Raw genomic sequence first — 15,644 nt, 5'->3', positions numbered from 1 at the left:
GTAAAACCGGGTGGTCAGACCAAGGTGATTGAAATCGTGGGAAACCCCGGATGGTTTTCGTAGGTTCGGTGGGCAACACGTGTGGGAAATCGTTCGCTGATCCCGCGTCTTTGCGTCCAAGTTTGGCCGAAACGTCGTTATCTCTGTGCTGACGCTGTCGCTAGACTCGGGGCTCACCCAGGAGATTGTCGTCATGCGCGAGTATCTGAGTCCCGGCCGCTTCATCGATAGTGACCACCCGGCAGTGGTGGAGTTCGCCGAACAACATCGGGGTGCCAGCCGCGATCCGCTCGAGCGGGCGATCAATCTTTATTACGCGGTACGTGAGGCGGTGCGCTACAACCCCTACACCTTCAGTCGCGATCCGCAGACCTTGCGTGGCAGCTATGCGCTGACGACGGGGGAGAGTTATTGCGTGCCCAAAGCCACGCTGCTTGCCGGTTGTGCCCGGCATTGCGGGATCCCGGCGCGTATCGGTCTGGCCGACGTAAAAAATCACTTATCGACGCCACGTCTGCTTGAGTTGCTGAAAAGCGACATGTTCGCCATGCACGGGTACACCGAACTGTTCCTCAATGGACGCTGGGTCAAAGCCACGCCGGCGTTCAATCAGAAGCTTTGCGAATTGTTCAACGTAGCACCGCTGGAGTTCGACGGTATCAACGACAGCGTTTTCCACCCATTCAATCGCGACGGCGCGCAGCTCATGGAGTATCTGGTCGATCACGGCCAATTCGCCGATGTCCCGGAAACGTTCTTCTTCGAACATTTGCAAAAGTGCTATCCGCATCTATTCACTGATCAGCAGCCGCAACGGCTGGGCGATATGCAGAGTGATTTGAGCCGTACCTGATCCGGCGTATGCTGCCTGCCCACTCATTTGAAAAGAGGCGCTCATGCTGAAGATCTGGGGACGGAAAAACTCATCGAATGTCAGGAAGCCATTGTGGGCGGCTGAAGAGCTTGGCCTGGCCTACGAGGCAATCGATGCCGGTGGCACATTCGGCGTAGTCGACACACCCGAGTACCGGGCGATGAACCCGAATGGCCGGGTGCCGGTGATCGAAGACGACGGTTTCGTGCTGTGGGAGTCCAACGCCATCGTCCGCTATCTGCTGGCTAAGCATGCGCCCGACAGCAACTGGTATTCGGCAGATCCGCGAGTTCGCGCCATCGCCGACAAATGGATGGACTGGACCACGTCGAGTTTTGCCGGCCCGTTCCGCACGGTTTTCTGGGGCGTGTTGCGCACCCCGGCGGACAAGCAGGACTGGGCTGCGATCAACGCTGCGATCAAGGAATGCAATGAGTTGCTGAGCATGGCCGACCATGCCTTGGCCAGTCAGCCTTATCTCTCTGGACAAGACATCGGCATGGGCGATATCCCATTGGGCAGTTTCATTTATGCCTGGTTCGAGATGCCCATCGAACGCGCACCACAAGCGCATCTGCAAGCTTGGTACGAGCGCTTGAAGCAGCGTCCGCCCTACCAGAAAGCCGTCATGACCGCGTTGACTTAATACCTACTATCGACACACTTGACTGTACTTGTACGGCGGCGGCAAGCACCATTGCGCACTTGCGCTGCGGTTCGATCCTTCGCCGCCGTCTCCTTTTTCCCTTCAATGGTGCGTAAATCAGATATGAGTTCCGCTCTGTCCATCCGGCAGCTAACCAAAACCTACGGCAACGGGTTCCAGGCCTTGAGTGGTATCGATCTGGACGTCGCCGAAGGTGACTTTTTCGCCTTGCTCGGCCCCAACGGTGCTGGCAAATCCACGACCATCGGCATTCTCTCGACCCTGGTGAACAAGACCAGCGGCACAGTGAATATCTTTGGTCATGACCTGGACAAAAATCCTGCGCAGCTCAAGCGCTCGATCGGCGTGGTGCCCCAGGAATTCAACTTCAATCAGTTTGAAAAGACTTTCGACATCGTCGTGACCCAGGCCGGTTACTACGGCATTCCGGCGAAGATCGCCAAGGAACGCGCCGAGCAGTACCTGACCCAGCTCGGCCTGTGGGACAAACGTGACGTGCCGTCGCGTTCGCTGTCCGGTGGCATGAAGCGGCGCTTGATGATCGCCCGTGCGCTGGTGCACGAACCACGTCTGCTGATCCTCGATGAACCGACCGCAGGCGTCGATATCGAGTTGCGCCGTTCGATGTGGACGTTCCTCACCGAGCTGAACCAGAAAGGCATCACCATCATCCTCACCACGCACTATCTGGAGGAGGCTGAGCAGTTGTGCCGCAACATCGGCATCATCGACCACGGCACCATCGTCGAGAACACCAGCATGAAACAATTGCTGGGCCAGTTGCACGTGGAGACCTTCCTGCTGGACCTGAAAAACGACTTGAACGCCGCGCCGCAATTGCTCGGCTACCCTGCCCGGTTGATCGACAGCCATACCCTGGAAGTCCAGGTCGACAAATCCATGGGCATCACGGCGTTGTTCACCCAGTTGGCGCAGCAGAACATCGAAGTGCTGAGCCTGCGTAACAAAACCAATCGCCTCGAGGAGCTGTTCGTGTCCCTGGTGGAGAAAAATCTGTCGAAGGTGGCGGTATGAGTTCCGAATTCCGTCCCAACCTCGTCGCCCTGCAGACCATTGTTTACCGCGAGGTCAAACGCTTCACGCGGATCTGGCCGCAGACGCTGCTGCCGCCGGCGATCACCATGGTTCTGTATTTCGTGATCTTCGGTAACCTGATCGGTCGGCAGATCGGCGACATGGGTGGCTTCACTTACATGGAGTACATCGTGCCGGGGCTGATCATGATGTCGGTGATCACTAACTCCTACGGCAACGTGGTCTCGAGTTTCTTCGGCAGCAAGTTCCAGCGCTCCATCGAAGAGCTGATGGTGTCGCCGGTGTCGCCGCACACGATTCTGATCGGTTTCACCATTGGCGGCGTGTTGCGTGGTCTGATGGTTGGCGTGATCGTGACCATTCTGTCGCTGTTCTTCACCCATTTGCAGGTGCATCACTTAGGCGTGACCATTTTGGTGGTGGTACTGACGGCGACGATTTTCTCGCTGCTGGGCTTCATCAACGCAGTGTTTGCGCGCAACTTCGATGATATTTCGATCATCCCGACCTTTGTGCTGACTCCGCTGACGTACCTGGGCGGGGTGTTTTACTCGATCACCTTGCTGCCGCCGTTCTGGCAGACCGTGTCGTTGGCCAACCCGGTGCTGCACATGGTCAACGCCTTCCGTTACGGCATTCTGGGTGTGTCGGATATCAAGATCGGCATCGCGATCACCTTTATGCTGGTGGCGACGGTGGTGCTGTATCTCGGTTGTGCTCGGTTGCTGGTAAGCGGGCGCGGGATGCGTACCTGACTCCAGACCGAGTCGTGGCCATCGCGAGCAGGCTCACTCCTACAGGGGAACGCATTCCAATGTAGGAGTGAACCTGCTTGCGATGGGGCCAATCCAGACGCCACAAATCAGAACGGCCTCCCACTGCGGAGGCCGTTTTGCGTTCAGCGCATGCGACTCTTCTTGCGCCGCGCCCATTGCCGCGCCACCCACCAACGCCAATACATCATCACAATGCAGTAGGCGAGGGCACCGAGTACCAGTCCGACTACCACCGAGCCGAGCAGAAACGGCTGCCACAACGTCGACAACTCGCCGCTGATCCACTCCCAGGTCAGCTCGTCCGGTAGATGTCGGGCGGGCACATCCATCAAAAACGCCCCGGCCTGATAGGTGCAGAAGAACACCGCCGGCATGGTGATCGGATTGGTCAGCCAGACCAGGCTGACCGCAATCGGCATGTTGCCGCGCACCGTGACGGCGAGGGCGGCGGCCACCAGCATCTGCGCCGGGATCGGCAGGAACGCGGCGAACAGGCCAACCGCCATCGCCCGGGCGACCGAGTGACGATTGAGGTGCCAGAGGTTCGGGTCATGCAGCAACTTGCCGAGAAAGCGTAAGGATTTGTGTTCCCTGATGCTCGTCGGGTCGGGCATATAACGTTTGAATAAGCGCCGGGGCATAAGGCTTCTCGGTCGGTTAAGGCGGCAAGTATGTCTGGATTCTACGAAGCGCCTATTCAGACTTTGTGACAATTGTTGACGACGCGTGTAACTGACAACCGCTATGCCTAAGTGCGGGACTCTCAAGGACGGGCTTATGCGCACAGGGATGATGGCGCTCGCAGTCGGTCTGCTGGTCGCGGTTTTTATGCCGGCATTACCGCCGGTCTGGTTGATGCTGTTGTTGCCGGTCGTGGCTTTGATGCTGCTGCCGTTTCGCAGCTATCCGCTGGCGTTTTTGCTGTTTGGCTTCACGTGGGCCAGCGTCGGTGCGCAATGGGCGTTGAATGATCGTTTGCCGGCCGGGCTGGATGGCGAAACCCGGTGGGTTGAAGGGCGGATCGTCGGTTTGCCGCAGAACAGCGACGGCGTGGTGCGCTTCGAATTGGCTGATGCGCACTCGCGTCATGAAAAACTGCCATCGCTGATGCGGCTTGCCTGGTACGCCGGGCCGCAGGTCAACAGCGGCGAGCGTTGGCGCTTGGCGGTCAAGCTCAAGCGTCCCAGTGGATTGCGCAATCCCGAGGCCTTCGACTACGAGGCTTGGCTGCTGGCGCAACGCATTGGCGCCACCGGCACAATCAAGGACGGCCAGCGCTTGAGCGAAGCGCGCTGGGCCTGGCGTGACAGTATTCGCCAGCGTTTGCTGAGCGTGGATGCGCAGGGGCGAAATGGCGCATTGGCGGCGTTAGTGCTGGGTGACGGCTCGGGGCTCAGTCGCGAGGACTGGCAGACTCTGCAGGACACCGGCACCGTGCACTTGCTGGTGATTTCCGGTCAGCACATCGGTTTGCTGGCGGCGATGATGTATGGGCTGGTCGCCGGCATGGCGCGATATGGCCTGTGGCCGCTGCGCTGGCCGTGGCTGCCGTGGGCATGTGGTCTGGGGTTCGCGGCAGCGCTCGGTTATGGCCTGCTTGCCGGGTTCGACGTGCCGGTGCAGCGCGCCTGCGTGATGGTCGGGCTGGTGCTGTTGTGGCGCCTGCGCTTTCGTCATCTTGGCGCAGGATGGCCGTTGTTGCTGGCGTTCAACGCTGTGCTGTTGCTGGACCCGCTCGCCAGTTTGCGTCCGGGTCTGTGGCTCTCGTTTGCGGCGGTGGCGGTGTTGATCTTTACCTTTGGCGGCCGCTTGGGTGCGTGGCGCTGGTGGCAGACCTGGACGCGGGCGCAGTGGTTGATCGCGATCGGCTTATGTCCGGTGTTGCTGGCGCTGAATCTGCCGATCAGCCTCAGCGGGCCGCTGGCCAATTTGCTTGCAGTGCCTTGGGTCAGTCTTGCGGTGTTACCGCCGGCGCTGCTTGGAACCGTGTTGCTGCCTGTTCCTTTTGTCGGCGCCGGCCTGCTGTGGCTGGCCGGCGGTTTGATCGATGGGTTGTTTCACGCGCTGGCGACGATTGCCGGGCATTGGCCGGCATGGATCGCACCCTCGATACCCGCTTGGGTCTGGGTCATTGGCAGCCTCGGCGCCGGGTTGTTGCTATTGCCGCGCGGCGTGCCGCTGCGTCCATTGGGCTGGCCGTTGTTGCTGCTGCTGGTCGTGCCGCCACGCGATCAGATAGATGAAGGATTGGCCGATATCTGGCAGCTTGATGTCGGCCAAGGCTTGGCCATCCTGATCCGGACCCGCCATCACGCGTTGCTCTACGATGCGGGGCCGCGCTTTGGTGAGTTCGATCTCGGCGAGCGTGTGGTGCTGCCTTCATTGCGCAAACTGAGCGTGGAAAAACTCGATTTGATGCTGCTCAGCCATGCCGACGCCGATCACGCCGGCGGCGCTTTGGCGATCAGCCGGGGTTTGACTGTCGATCAGGTAATCAGCGGTGACCCGGCGGGGCTGCCCGCGCAATTGAACGCCGAAGCCTGTGCAAGTGGCCAGCAATGGCAATGGGACGGCGTACGTTTTCAACTCTGGCAGTGGGCGGACGCTGACGACAGCAATCAGCGTTCCTGCGTATTGCAGATCGAGGCCAATGGCGAGCGCCTGCTGCTGACCGGCGACATCGACAGCCATGCCGAACGCGTGCTGCTCGACGGTCCACTGGCCGTGCCGACGCAATGGCTGCAATCGCCCCATCATGGCAGCCGCAGTTCATCGTCAATGGCGCTGCTCAACGTCTTGAAACCCGAGTCCGTGCTGATCTCTCGAGGTCATGGCAACTCTTTTGGCCATCCGCACCCGACCGTGCTGGCGCGTTATCGCAAACTGGGCCTGCACATTTACGACAGTGCCGAGCAGGGCGCCATTCATCTGCAACTGGGCACCTTCAGGGCGCCACGCACGATGCGTCATCAGCGGCGTTTCTGGCGTGATCCGCCCGCACTGGCCCGCTGATCGGGACGTGGGTTGATGGGGCGTCACGGTCGTCGGGGCGGCGGGTCTTAATCGTGGATCGGTATGGTAAAGTGGCGCACTTTTTCGAGGGGACTGTCACTGTGTGGGAATTGGTCAAATCCGGCGGCTGGATGATGTTGCCGATCATTCTGAGCTCCATCGCGGCCATGGCGATTGTCGCCGAACGCCTGTGGACCCTGCGCGCCAGTCGCGTTACCCCCGAGCATCTGCTGGGCCAGGTCTGGGTCTGGATCAAGGACAAGCAGCTCAATAAAGAAAAACTCAAGGAATTGCGCGCCAATTCGCCGCTGGGGGAAATCCTCGCGGCGGGCCTGGCCAACTCCAAACATGGTCGCGAGATCATGAAAGAGTGCATCGAAGAGGCCGCCGCCCGGGTCATTCATGAACTCGAGCGCTACATCAATGCTCTCGGCACTATCGCAGCCATGGCGCCATTACTGGGTCTGCTTGGCACCGTGCTGGGCATGATCGATATCTTCAGCGCGTTCACTGGCTCCGGTATGACCACCAATGCCTCGGTGCTGGCAGGCGGTATCTCCAAGGCATTGATCACCACCGCTGCGGGCCTGATGGTCGGTATTCCGGCGGTGTTCTTCCATCGGTTCCTGCAACGCCGTATCGATGAATTGGTGGTGGGCATGGAGCAGGAAGCGATCAAGCTGGTTGAAGTGGTACAGGGCGACCGTGACGTTGACCTGGCCGAGGGCCGCGCGTGAAGTTCCGTCGCAAACCCCGGGAAACCGTGGACATCAACCTCGCTTCGCTGATCGACGTGGTGTTCATTCTGCTGCTGTTTTTCGTCGTGACCACCACGTTCACTCGCGAAACCCAGTTGCGTGTTGACCTGCCGGAAGCGGTCAGCGGCTCCCCGGCCGAAGACCAGCAAGTCAAGCAGATCGACGTGGCCATCAGCGCCGAAGGCGTGTTTTCGGTGAACAACAAGATTCTGCCGAAGAACGACCTGGCGACCCTGATGGAAGCCATGCAGAAAGAGTCCAACGGCGATACCAACATGCCGTTGTCGATCAGTGCCGATGGCAAGACTCAGCATCAATCCGTGATCACTGCCATGGACGCGGCCGGCAAGCTCGGTTTCAGCCATCTGCGCATGACCACGGTCGAGGCGGCGCCCAAATCCTGATGAGCCTGTCCGATCGTTTGCTCGCCGCGTGGTATCAGGGGCACCCGGCCCTGACGCTGCTGCGGCCGCTGGAAATGCTCTATCGCCGCGTGGTGGTGGGTAAGCGCCAGCGCTTTCTTGCCGGTGAAGGTCAGATCTACCAGCCATCGGTGCCGTTGATCGTGGTCGGCAACATCACCGTCGGTGGCACCGGCAAGACGCCGATGATTCTCTGGTTGATCGAACATTGCCGGCGCAGCGGTTTGCGCGTCGGCGTGGTCAGTCGTGGTTACGGCGCCAAACCACCGCAACTGCCGTGGCGCGTTGCGGCCGAGCAAACCGCTGACATCGCCGGTGACGAACCGTTGCTGATCGTCCAGCGCACCGGCGTGCCGCTGATGATCGACCCCGATCGCAGCGCAGCGGTCAAAGCCTTGCTCGCCAGTGAACCACTGGATCTGATCCTCTCCGACGACGGTATGCAGCATTATCGTCTGGCGCGGGATCTGGAGCTGGTGCTGATCGACGCCGCCCGTGGTTTGGGCAACAAACGCTGCTTGCCGGCAGGGCCGTTGCGTGAGCCGATCGAGCGCCTGCAAAGTGTCGACGGCGTGCTGTTCAATGGTGCCACCGAGGATCGCGATGACGGTTTCGCTTTCCGTCTGCAACCGACCGCGCTGGTCAATCTGCGCAGCGGCGAGCGCAAGTCGCTCGATCATTTTCCACCCGGCCAGGCCGTGCACGCGGTCGCCGGGATCGGCAATCCGCAACGTTTCTTCAATACCCTCGAAGCGCTAGACTGGCGAGCAGTCCCCCATGCGTTTGCCGACCACGCCGAATACAGCGTGCAGGCGTTAAATTTCACACCGTCATTGCCGTTGGTGATGACCGAAAAGGACGCGGTGAAGTGCCGTGCCTTTGCGGCTGACGACTGGTGGTATCTGGCGGTCGATGCGCTGCCGTCGCCGGCCTTTGTGGCCTGGTTCGACACGCAGCTGATGCGCCTGTTGCCGGATCGTCTTTTGCCTTAACTCTTTACTCAGGGAATGTTCATGGACACCAAATTGCTCGATATCCTCGCGTGCCCGATCTGCAAAGGCCCGCTCAAGCTCAGCGCCGACAAAACTGAACTGATCAGCAAGGGCGCCGGTCTGGCGTACCCGATCCGCGATGGCATCCCGGTCATGCTCGAAAGCGAAGCCCGCACCCTGACCACCGACGAGCGTCTGGATAAATGACCACTGCCTTCACCGTTGTCATCCCGTCGCGTTTCGCCTCGACCCGCCTGCCCGGCAAACCGCTGCTCGACATCGCCGGCAAGCCGATGATCCAGCACGTCTGGGAACAGGCGAGCAAAAGCAGCGCCAGCCGTGTGGTCGTCGCGACTGACGATGCGCGCATCGTCGAGGCCTGCAAGGCTTTTGGTGCCGAAGTGGTGCTGACCCGTGAAGATCACAACTCCGGCACCGATCGTCTGGCCGAAGTCTCGGCGAAACTGGGTCTTGAACCCGACGCGATCGTGGTCAACGTGCAGGGTGACGAGCCGCTGATTCCGCCGAGCGTGATCGATCAGGTCGCCGCCAATCTGGCTGCCCACACCGAAGCGCGCATGGCCACGCTGGCCGAGCCGATCGAAGACGTAGATACCCTGTTCAATCCGAACGTGGTCAAGGTCGTCAGTGATCTCAACGGTTTGGCGCTGACCTTCAGCCGTGCGACTTTGCCATGGGCGCGCGATGCGTTTGCCAAGAGCCGCGAGCAATTGCCGGAGGGCGTGCCATACCGTCGCCATATCGGCATCTATGCCTACCGCGCCGGTTTCCTTCAGGACTTCGTCAGTTGGGGCCCGTGCTGGCTGGAAAACACTGAATCCCTCGAGCAACTGCGTGCCCTGTGGCACGGTGTGCGGATTCATGTCGCCGACGCGCTGATCGCACCGCCGACTGGCGTTGACACGGCCGAAGACCTCGAGCGCGTTCGTCGCCTGCTGGAGGCCTGATGCGCGTTCTGTTTGTGTGCCTGGGCAACATTTGTCGATCGCCCACGGCCGAAGGCGTATTGCGCCACAAACTGCGTGAAGCAGGGCTGGCGGATCAGGTCGAAGTAGCCTCCGCCGGCACCGGTGACTGGCACGTTGGCAACCCGCCGGACAAACGCAGCCAGGCCGCGGCCAAAGTGCGCGGCTATGACCTGTCGGCGCAACGCGCGCAGCAGGTCCGCCGTGCCGATTTCGCCAGTTACGACCTGATTCTGGCCATGGACAACAGCAACCTGCGCAACCTCAAGGCGTTGCAGCCGTCCACCGGCAAAGCCGAGCTGGACCTGTTTTTGCGCCGTTATGCCGGTGTCGTCGATGAAGTGCCGGATCCGTATTACGACGGCGATCAGGGTTTCGAGCAAGTGCTGGATCTGATCGAAGCAGCCTGTGACCAATTGTTGATCGAAGTGAAGGGCCGGTTATGAGTTTGCAGGTGCAACCGCAGGTTTCCCTGAAACCGTTCAACAGTTTTGGCGTGGATGTGCGCGCGCAACTGTTCGCCGAAGCCCACAGCGATGCCGATGTCCGTGAAGCGCTGGCCTATGCCGTTGCTCATGATGTGCCGTTGCTGGTGATCGGCGGTGGCAGCAACTTGCTGCTAACGGCAGATATTCCGGCGCTGGTGCTGCGCATGGCCACGCGCGGGATTCGTGTGATCAGCGATGACGGCAACCGTGTGGTGATCGAGGCGGAAGCGGGCGAGCCGTGGCATCCGTTTGTGCAGCACACGTTGGCGCAAGGACTCTCCGGGCTGGAAAACCTCAGCCTGATTCCCGGCACGGTTGGCGCTGCGCCGATGCAGAACATCGGTGCCTACGGCGTCGAGATCAAGGATGTATTCGCCGGCCTCACCGCGCTGGATCGCCAGACCGGCGAGCTGCGCGATTTCACCCTCGAAGAATGCAACTTCGCCTACCGCGACAGCTTGTTCAAGCAGCAGCCGGGGCGTTGGCTGATTCTGCGCGTGCGCTTTGCACTCGACCGCATCGCGCATTTGCATCTGGAATACGGCCCGGTGCGTCAGCGCCTGACCGAGCAGGGCATCGAGCAGCCGACGCCTACCGACGTCAGCCGTGCGATTTGCAGTATCCGCAGCGAAAAACTGCCGGATCCGGCGGTACTCGGCAATGCCGGCAGCTTCTTCAAGAATCCGCTGGTGTCGGCGGCCATCGTCGCGAGGATCAAGGAACAGCATCCGGATGTGGTCGCCTACGCGCAGCCGAACGGACAAATGAAGCTCGCGGCAGGCTGGCTGATCGAGCGTGCCGGCTGGAAAGGTTTCCGTGAAGCCGATGCCGGCGTGCATAAATTGCAAGCGCTGGTGCTGGTCAACTACGGCGCGGCAACCGGGCTGCAACTGCTCGATCTGGCGCAACGCATCCAGAAAGACATTGCCGAACGTTTCAATGTCGACCTGGAGATGGAGCCTAATCGCTATTGAGGCTACGCTTTCAAAGCGCCATCCAAAGCCCTGCACTGATAAAAAGTGCAGGGCTTTTTTGTTAACGCTGGGTTAACTTAGCGAGCTAACGATAACCGTCATTTGCTCCACCAAAGGCCCGGTGCAGACGTTCGCGTCGGCACAAGAGAGCCTGATTAGCCTGAGTCGATCTGCGTGAACCACCGCCGATTCAACGGCGGCAGATTGCTCGACCCCATAACCACTAAAAATATGCGGGCGTGCCCATGATTACCCTGAAACTCAACGGTCAAGACCATCCTCTCGATGTCACCGAAGACATGCCGCTGTTGTGGGCGATTCGTGATGTCGCCGGTTATAACGGCACCAAGTTCGGCTGCGGCATGGGGCTGTGCGGCGCCTGCACCATTCATATCGACGGCTTGCCGGCGCGCAGTTGCATCACGCCGATCGGTTCGGTGGTCGGCCAGAACGTCACCACCATCGACAACCTGCACGCCGACCCGGTGGGGCAGGTGGTCCAGCAAGCCTGGCTCGACACCGCTGTAGCGCAATGCGGATTCTGTCAGGGCGGGCAGATCATGTCAGCTACCGCGTTGCTCAAGACCAACCCGAACCCGAGCGACGAGCAGATCGAAGAAGCCATGGTCGGTAACATTTGCCGCTGCGGCACCTACAACCGGATCAAGACTGCGATCCGCCAGGCTTCCACTCACTTGAAGGAGGCCAAGGCATGAGTCGCCTTCCGAATGATTTCGCCCTGAGCAATCTCAGCCGTCGCGGTTTCCTCAAAGGCGTCGGCGCCACCGGCGCGCTGGTGCTGGCCGCCAGTTGGGGTTGGCAGGATGCGTTGGCTGAAGACAAACCGAAGCAATTCGGCGCCGATGGCATGCCCAATGGCTGGATCGACGATCCGAAGGTCTACGTCAGCATTGCCGCTGACGGCACGGTCACTGTGGTGTGCAACCGTTCCGAGATGGGCCAGGGCGTGCGCACCAGTTTGACCATGGTTGTTGCTGATGAACTGGAAGCCGATTGGGCGCGCGTCAAAGTGCAGCAGGCGCCGGGTGATGAAGTGCGCTTCGGCAACCAGGACACCGACGGTTCGCGCAGCATGCGCCATTGGTATGAACCAATGCGGCGTTGCGGTGCGGCGGCGCGGACCATGCTTGAACAGGCCGCCGCTGCGCAGTGGAAAGTGCCGGTCGGTGAGTGCCACGCGCAACTGCACAAAGTCATTCACAAACCGTCTGGCCGTGAGCTGGGATATGGCGAACTGGCCGCCGCAGCCAGTGCGTTGCCGGTACCGGCGCGTGACAGCCTGCGCCTCAAGCAGCCGTCGGAGTTTCGCTACATCGGCAAGGAAGGTACGAAAGCCATCGACGGCGCAGACATCGTCAACGGTCGTGCGGTGTACGGCGCCGATGTGCATTTCGACGGCATGCTGTACGCAACTATCGCCCGTCCGGCGGTGTACGGCGGCAAGGTCAAATCGCTGGATGACAGCGCTGCGCTGAAAGTCCCCGGTGTGCTCAAAGTGCTGCAGATCGAAAGCCGGCCGCTGCCTTCTGAGTTTCAGCCACTGGGTGGTGTGGCCGTGGTGGCGAGCAATACCTGGGCCGCGATCAAGGGCCGTGAAGCGTTGAAAATCGAATGGGATGACGGTCCGAACGCCAGTTATGACTCGATCGCCTATCGCAAAGAGCTTGAAGCCGCCTCGCTGAAACCCGGCAAAGTGGTGCGCAACACCGGCGATATCGACAAGGCCCTGAGCGGTGCTGCAAGTACGCTTGAAGCATCCTACTACCTGCCGCATCTGGCCCAGGCACCGATGGAGCCAATGGTTGCCATCGCTCGCTACAAGGACGGCGTTTGCGAAGCGTGGGCACCGAGTCAGGCGCCGCAAGTCACCCGCGAGCGCATTGCCGAGCGTCTTGGACTGCCGTTCGACAATGTCACATTCAATGTCACCTTGCTTGGCGGTGGTTTTGGTCGCAAGTCGAAACCGGATTTCGTCGTCGAAGCGGCGATTCTCGCCAAAGAGTTCCCCGGCAAAGCCGTGCGGGTGCAGTGGACGCGTGAAGATGACATCCACAACTCGTATTTCCACACTGTGTCCGCCGAGTATCTGAAGGCTGGCGTGGGCAAGGACGGCATGCCGTCCGGCTGGTTGCATCGCACCGTGGCGCCGAGCATCACCGCGCTGTTCGCGCCGGGGATGAACCATGAAGCGGCTTTCGAGCTGGGCATGGGTTTCACCAACATGGCCTACGCGATTCCCAACGTACGCCTGGAAAACCCCGAGGCGACCGTGCACACACGGGTTGGCTGGTATCGCTCGGTGTCGAATATTCCTCATGGTTTTGCCATCCAGAGTTTCGTCGATGAGCTGGCGCACAAGGCCGGCGAGGATCCGCTCAAATACCAGATCAAACTGCTCGGCGCTGATCGGCAGATCGACCCGCGCACCTTGAGCGAAGAGTGGAACTACGGCGAATCGCCCGAGCGGTATCCGATCGATACCGGGCGCATGCGCACCGTGCTGGAAACCGCCGCGAAAGCAGCCGGTTGGGGGCGCAAACTGCCGAAGGGCCGTGGTCTGGGTCTGGCGGTGCATTACAGCTTCGTCACGTACGTGGCGGCGGTGATCGAAGTCGAGGTCAAGGACGACGGTACGCTGATCGTGCACAAGGCCGATATTGCCGTGGATTGCGGGCCGCAGATCAACCCTGAACGTATCCGTTCGCAGTTCGAAGGCGCCTGCGTGATGGGCCTGGGCAACGCAGTACTGGGCGAAATCAGCTTCAAGGACGGCAAGGTCCAGCAGGACAACTTCCACATGTACGAAGTGGCGCGCATGTCGCTGGCGCCGAAAGAAGTTGCCGTGCATCTGGTGACGCCGCCGGGCGACGTGCCCTTGGGCGGTGTCGGCGAACCGGGCGTGCCGCCGATTGCTCCGGCCTTGTGTAACGCGATCTTTGCCGCTACTGGCAAGCGCATCCGTAATCTGCCGGTGCGTTACCAGTTGCAGGGCTGGCAGAAGGCAGAGGCGTAATGGACAGCGTCGACCTCAATGTCCTGCGCAGCGTCCTTGAATGGCGCCGCGCCGGGCAGCGGGTGGTGCTGTTCAGCGTGGTGCAGACCTGGGGCACGGCGCCGCGGGCGCCCGGTGCCATGCTCGCCTTGCGCGAGGATGGCGTGGTGATCGGTTCGGTGTCGGGCGGGTGCGTCGAGGATGACTTGATCGCCCGCCTGCACGACGGACGCATCGCCACCGATGGGCCGCCGGTGCAGTTGATCACTTATGGCGTTACACGCGAGGAGGCGGCGCGCTTTGGCTTGCCTTGTGGCGGTACGTTGCGCCTGACTGAAGAACGGATCGGCGATCCCGCGTGGGTTGCCGAGTTGCTCGCGCGGTGCGAAGCACACGAGATCGTTGCCCGTGAGTTGAACATTGAAACCGGTGAAGTGCTTCTATCGCCGGCCAGCAAGTCCGACTCGCTGGAGTTCGACGGCAAAACCCTGCGAGCGATCTACGGGCCGCGCTGGCGCCTGCTATTGATCGGTGCCGGGCAGTTGTCGCGTTACGTGGCGGATATGGCGCGGTTGCTGGATTTTGAGGTGCTGATCTGCGATCCGCGCAGCGAATTCGTCTACGGCTGGGAAGAGCATCACGGGCGTTTCGTCTCGGGCATGCCGGATGAGGCGGTGTTGAGTATCCAGACCGACGAACGTACGGCGATTGTCGCGTTGACCCACGATCCGCGTCTGGACGATATGGCGCTGCTCACGGCGCTGGATTCTCCGGCCTTCTATGTCGGCGCTCTCGGCTCTCGGGTTAACAGCCGAAAGCGTCGGGAGAATCTTGCTCAGCTAGGCTTGTCGGTGCAGGCGATCGATCGACTGCACGGGCCGATCGGTTTGCATATCGGCAGTCATTCGCCAGCGGAAATTGCTTTGTCTCTGTTGGCGGAGATCGTCGCAATCAAGAACGGCGTCGAGTTGAAGCAGAAGAAAACTTTGGAGGACGCATGAGTCGATCCATTGCAGTGATTGTGCTGGCGGCGGGTGAGGGCAGTCGTTTTCGCCAGGTGGCAGGTGCCGATAAGGACAAGTTGCTGGCGGACTGCACCGGGCGTGATGGTGCAGTGCGTTCGGTGATTGAGCAGGTGCTGTTGAATCTGCCGGGCAGCCTCGACAGGCGCGTGCTGGTGACGACCGAGGCGCGGCCGCAGGCGATGCGCATGGCCCAGGCCTATGGCTGTGACGTGGTCTCGATTGAATCGACTGGAATGGGTGACAGTATTGCCGCCGGGGTCGCCGCTTGCCCTGATGCCGATGGCTGGTTGATTGTCCTTGGTGACATGCCGTTTATCTTGCCGTCGAGTATCGAGCGGGTGGTCGCGGCGATTACTGATGATGCGGTGAGCGTGCCGGTGCAGGAAGGGGGGTTTGGTCATCCTGTGGGGTTTGGGCGGTCGTTTGGTGCGGGGTTGCAGGCTTTGAGTGGCGATCGAGGGGCTCGGCCGTTGTTCAAGCAGGGCAGGGTGGTGGAAGTGGCGGTGGATGATCCTGGGGTGTTGTGGGATATCGATGTGCCGGAGGCTTTGGTTTTTACTTCGTCTTGAGAGCTGCGTAAATTCCTGAGAGCCCCTCACCC

General features: G+C 60.7%; 17 protein-coding genes. 16 read left to right on the top strand and 1 reads right to left on the bottom strand.

The features are described 5' to 3' along the window. Positions 1 to 193: 193 nt before the first annotated feature. The 4 genes from ACOYXH_RS17615 (at position 194) to ACOYXH_RS17600 (ending at position 3,352) form a co-directional block, all read left to right on the top strand. Positions 194 to 853 (top strand): transglutaminase-like domain-containing protein, encoded by a 660-nt coding sequence (locus ACOYXH_RS17615; RefSeq protein WP_093435478.1) that lies wholly within the window; start codon positions 194 to 196, stop codon positions 851 to 853. Between the two features lie 43 nt (positions 854 to 896). Then, entirely contained in the window at positions 897 to 1,520 is a 624-nt protein-coding gene (locus ACOYXH_RS17610) for a glutathione S-transferase family protein (protein ID WP_095048628.1), read from the top strand. A 123-nt stretch (positions 1,521 to 1,643) separates the two neighbouring features. After that, a complete protein-coding gene (locus ACOYXH_RS17605) occupies positions 1,644 to 2,576 on the top strand; it encodes an ABC transporter ATP-binding protein (protein WP_093435472.1) in 933 nt (310 codons plus the stop codon). Further along, positions 2,573 to 3,352: an ABC transporter permease gene (locus ACOYXH_RS17600; RefSeq protein ID WP_008087860.1), complete on the top strand. Its 780-nt coding sequence runs from the start codon at positions 2,573 to 2,575 to the stop codon at positions 3,350 to 3,352. The genes ACOYXH_RS17605 and ACOYXH_RS17600 overlap by 4 nt, the downstream gene beginning before the upstream one ends. 143 nt (positions 3,353 to 3,495) lie before the next feature. Here ACOYXH_RS17600 and ACOYXH_RS17595 read toward each other — a convergent pair whose 3' ends face one another. Further along, positions 3,496 to 4,014, bottom strand: a complete 519-nt coding sequence (locus tag ACOYXH_RS17595; protein WP_095048627.1) for a DUF2062 domain-containing protein — start codon at positions 4,012 to 4,014, stop codon at positions 3,496 to 3,498. A 136-nt stretch (positions 4,015 to 4,150) separates the two neighbouring features. Here ACOYXH_RS17595 and ACOYXH_RS17590 point away from each other — a divergent pair, with 136 nt between their 5' ends. The 12 genes from ACOYXH_RS17590 to ACOYXH_RS17535 all read left to right on the top strand — a co-directional run bounded on the left by ACOYXH_RS17590 (position 4,151) and on the right by ACOYXH_RS17535 (position 15,612). Beyond that, entirely contained in the window at positions 4,151 to 6,385 is a 2,235-nt protein-coding gene (locus tag ACOYXH_RS17590; RefSeq protein WP_460409851.1) for a DNA internalization-related competence protein ComEC/Rec2, read from the top strand. A gap of 101 nt (positions 6,386 to 6,486) precedes the next feature. Beyond that, entirely contained in the window at positions 6,487 to 7,122 is a 636-nt protein-coding gene (locus ACOYXH_RS17585) for a MotA/TolQ/ExbB proton channel family protein (protein WP_042560451.1), read from the top strand. Further along, a complete protein-coding gene (locus tag ACOYXH_RS17580; protein ID WP_093435463.1) occupies positions 7,119 to 7,547 on the top strand; it encodes an ExbD/TolR family protein in 429 nt (142 codons plus the stop codon). Before ACOYXH_RS17585 ends, ACOYXH_RS17580 begins: the two co-directional genes overlap by 4 nt. Then, entirely contained in the window at positions 7,547 to 8,557 is a 1,011-nt protein-coding gene (gene lpxK, locus ACOYXH_RS17575) for a tetraacyldisaccharide 4'-kinase (RefSeq protein WP_095048624.1), read from the top strand. The genes ACOYXH_RS17580 and lpxK overlap by 1 nt, the downstream gene beginning before the upstream one ends. Positions 8,558 to 8,578: 21 nt before the next feature. After that, positions 8,579 to 8,764 carry a Trm112 family protein gene (locus ACOYXH_RS17570; RefSeq protein ID WP_003174668.1) on the top strand — a complete coding sequence of 62 codons (186 nt, stop codon included), beginning with the start codon at positions 8,579 to 8,581 and terminating at the stop codon, positions 8,762 to 8,764. After that, positions 8,761 to 9,525: a 3-deoxy-manno-octulosonate cytidylyltransferase gene (kdsB, locus tag ACOYXH_RS17565; protein WP_220556714.1), complete on the top strand. Its 765-nt coding sequence runs from the start codon at positions 8,761 to 8,763 to the stop codon at positions 9,523 to 9,525. The genes ACOYXH_RS17570 and kdsB overlap by 4 nt, the downstream gene beginning before the upstream one ends. Continuing rightward, the gene (locus tag ACOYXH_RS17560; protein ID WP_093435454.1) at positions 9,525 to 9,989 is read left to right on the top strand and encodes a low molecular weight protein-tyrosine-phosphatase; all 465 of its coding nucleotides are present in this window, start codon (positions 9,525 to 9,527) and stop codon (positions 9,987 to 9,989) included. The genes kdsB and ACOYXH_RS17560 overlap by 1 nt, the downstream gene beginning before the upstream one ends. After that, positions 9,986 to 11,005, top strand: a complete 1,020-nt coding sequence (gene murB, locus ACOYXH_RS17555) for a UDP-N-acetylmuramate dehydrogenase (RefSeq protein ID WP_095125207.1) — start codon at positions 9,986 to 9,988, stop codon at positions 11,003 to 11,005. The genes ACOYXH_RS17560 and murB overlap by 4 nt, the downstream gene beginning before the upstream one ends. A 245-nt stretch (positions 11,006 to 11,250) precedes the next feature. Further along, positions 11,251 to 11,721, top strand: coding sequence for a (2Fe-2S)-binding protein (locus tag ACOYXH_RS17550; protein ID WP_095048621.1), 471 nt, complete (start codon positions 11,251 to 11,253; stop codon positions 11,719 to 11,721). Further along, a complete protein-coding gene (locus tag ACOYXH_RS17545) occupies positions 11,718 to 14,039 on the top strand; it encodes a xanthine dehydrogenase family protein molybdopterin-binding subunit (protein WP_095125206.1) in 2,322 nt (773 codons plus the stop codon). The genes ACOYXH_RS17550 and ACOYXH_RS17545 overlap by 4 nt, the downstream gene beginning before the upstream one ends. Continuing rightward, positions 14,039 to 15,019 carry an XdhC family protein gene (locus ACOYXH_RS17540; protein WP_095048619.1) on the top strand — a complete coding sequence of 327 codons (981 nt, stop codon included), beginning with the start codon at positions 14,039 to 14,041 and terminating at the stop codon, positions 15,017 to 15,019. Before ACOYXH_RS17545 ends, ACOYXH_RS17540 begins: the two co-directional genes overlap by 1 nt. Next, positions 15,016 to 15,612, top strand: coding sequence for a nucleotidyltransferase family protein (locus tag ACOYXH_RS17535; RefSeq protein WP_220556711.1), 597 nt, complete (start codon positions 15,016 to 15,018; stop codon positions 15,610 to 15,612). The genes ACOYXH_RS17540 and ACOYXH_RS17535 overlap by 4 nt, the downstream gene beginning before the upstream one ends. Positions 15,613 to 15,644: the final 32 nt, after the last annotated feature.

This window comes from Pseudomonas sp. Mb7, from assembly GCF_054790525.1.
The sequence above is the reverse complement of the archived record's forward strand: the minus strand, read 5'-3'. Positions and strand labels throughout refer to the sequence as shown.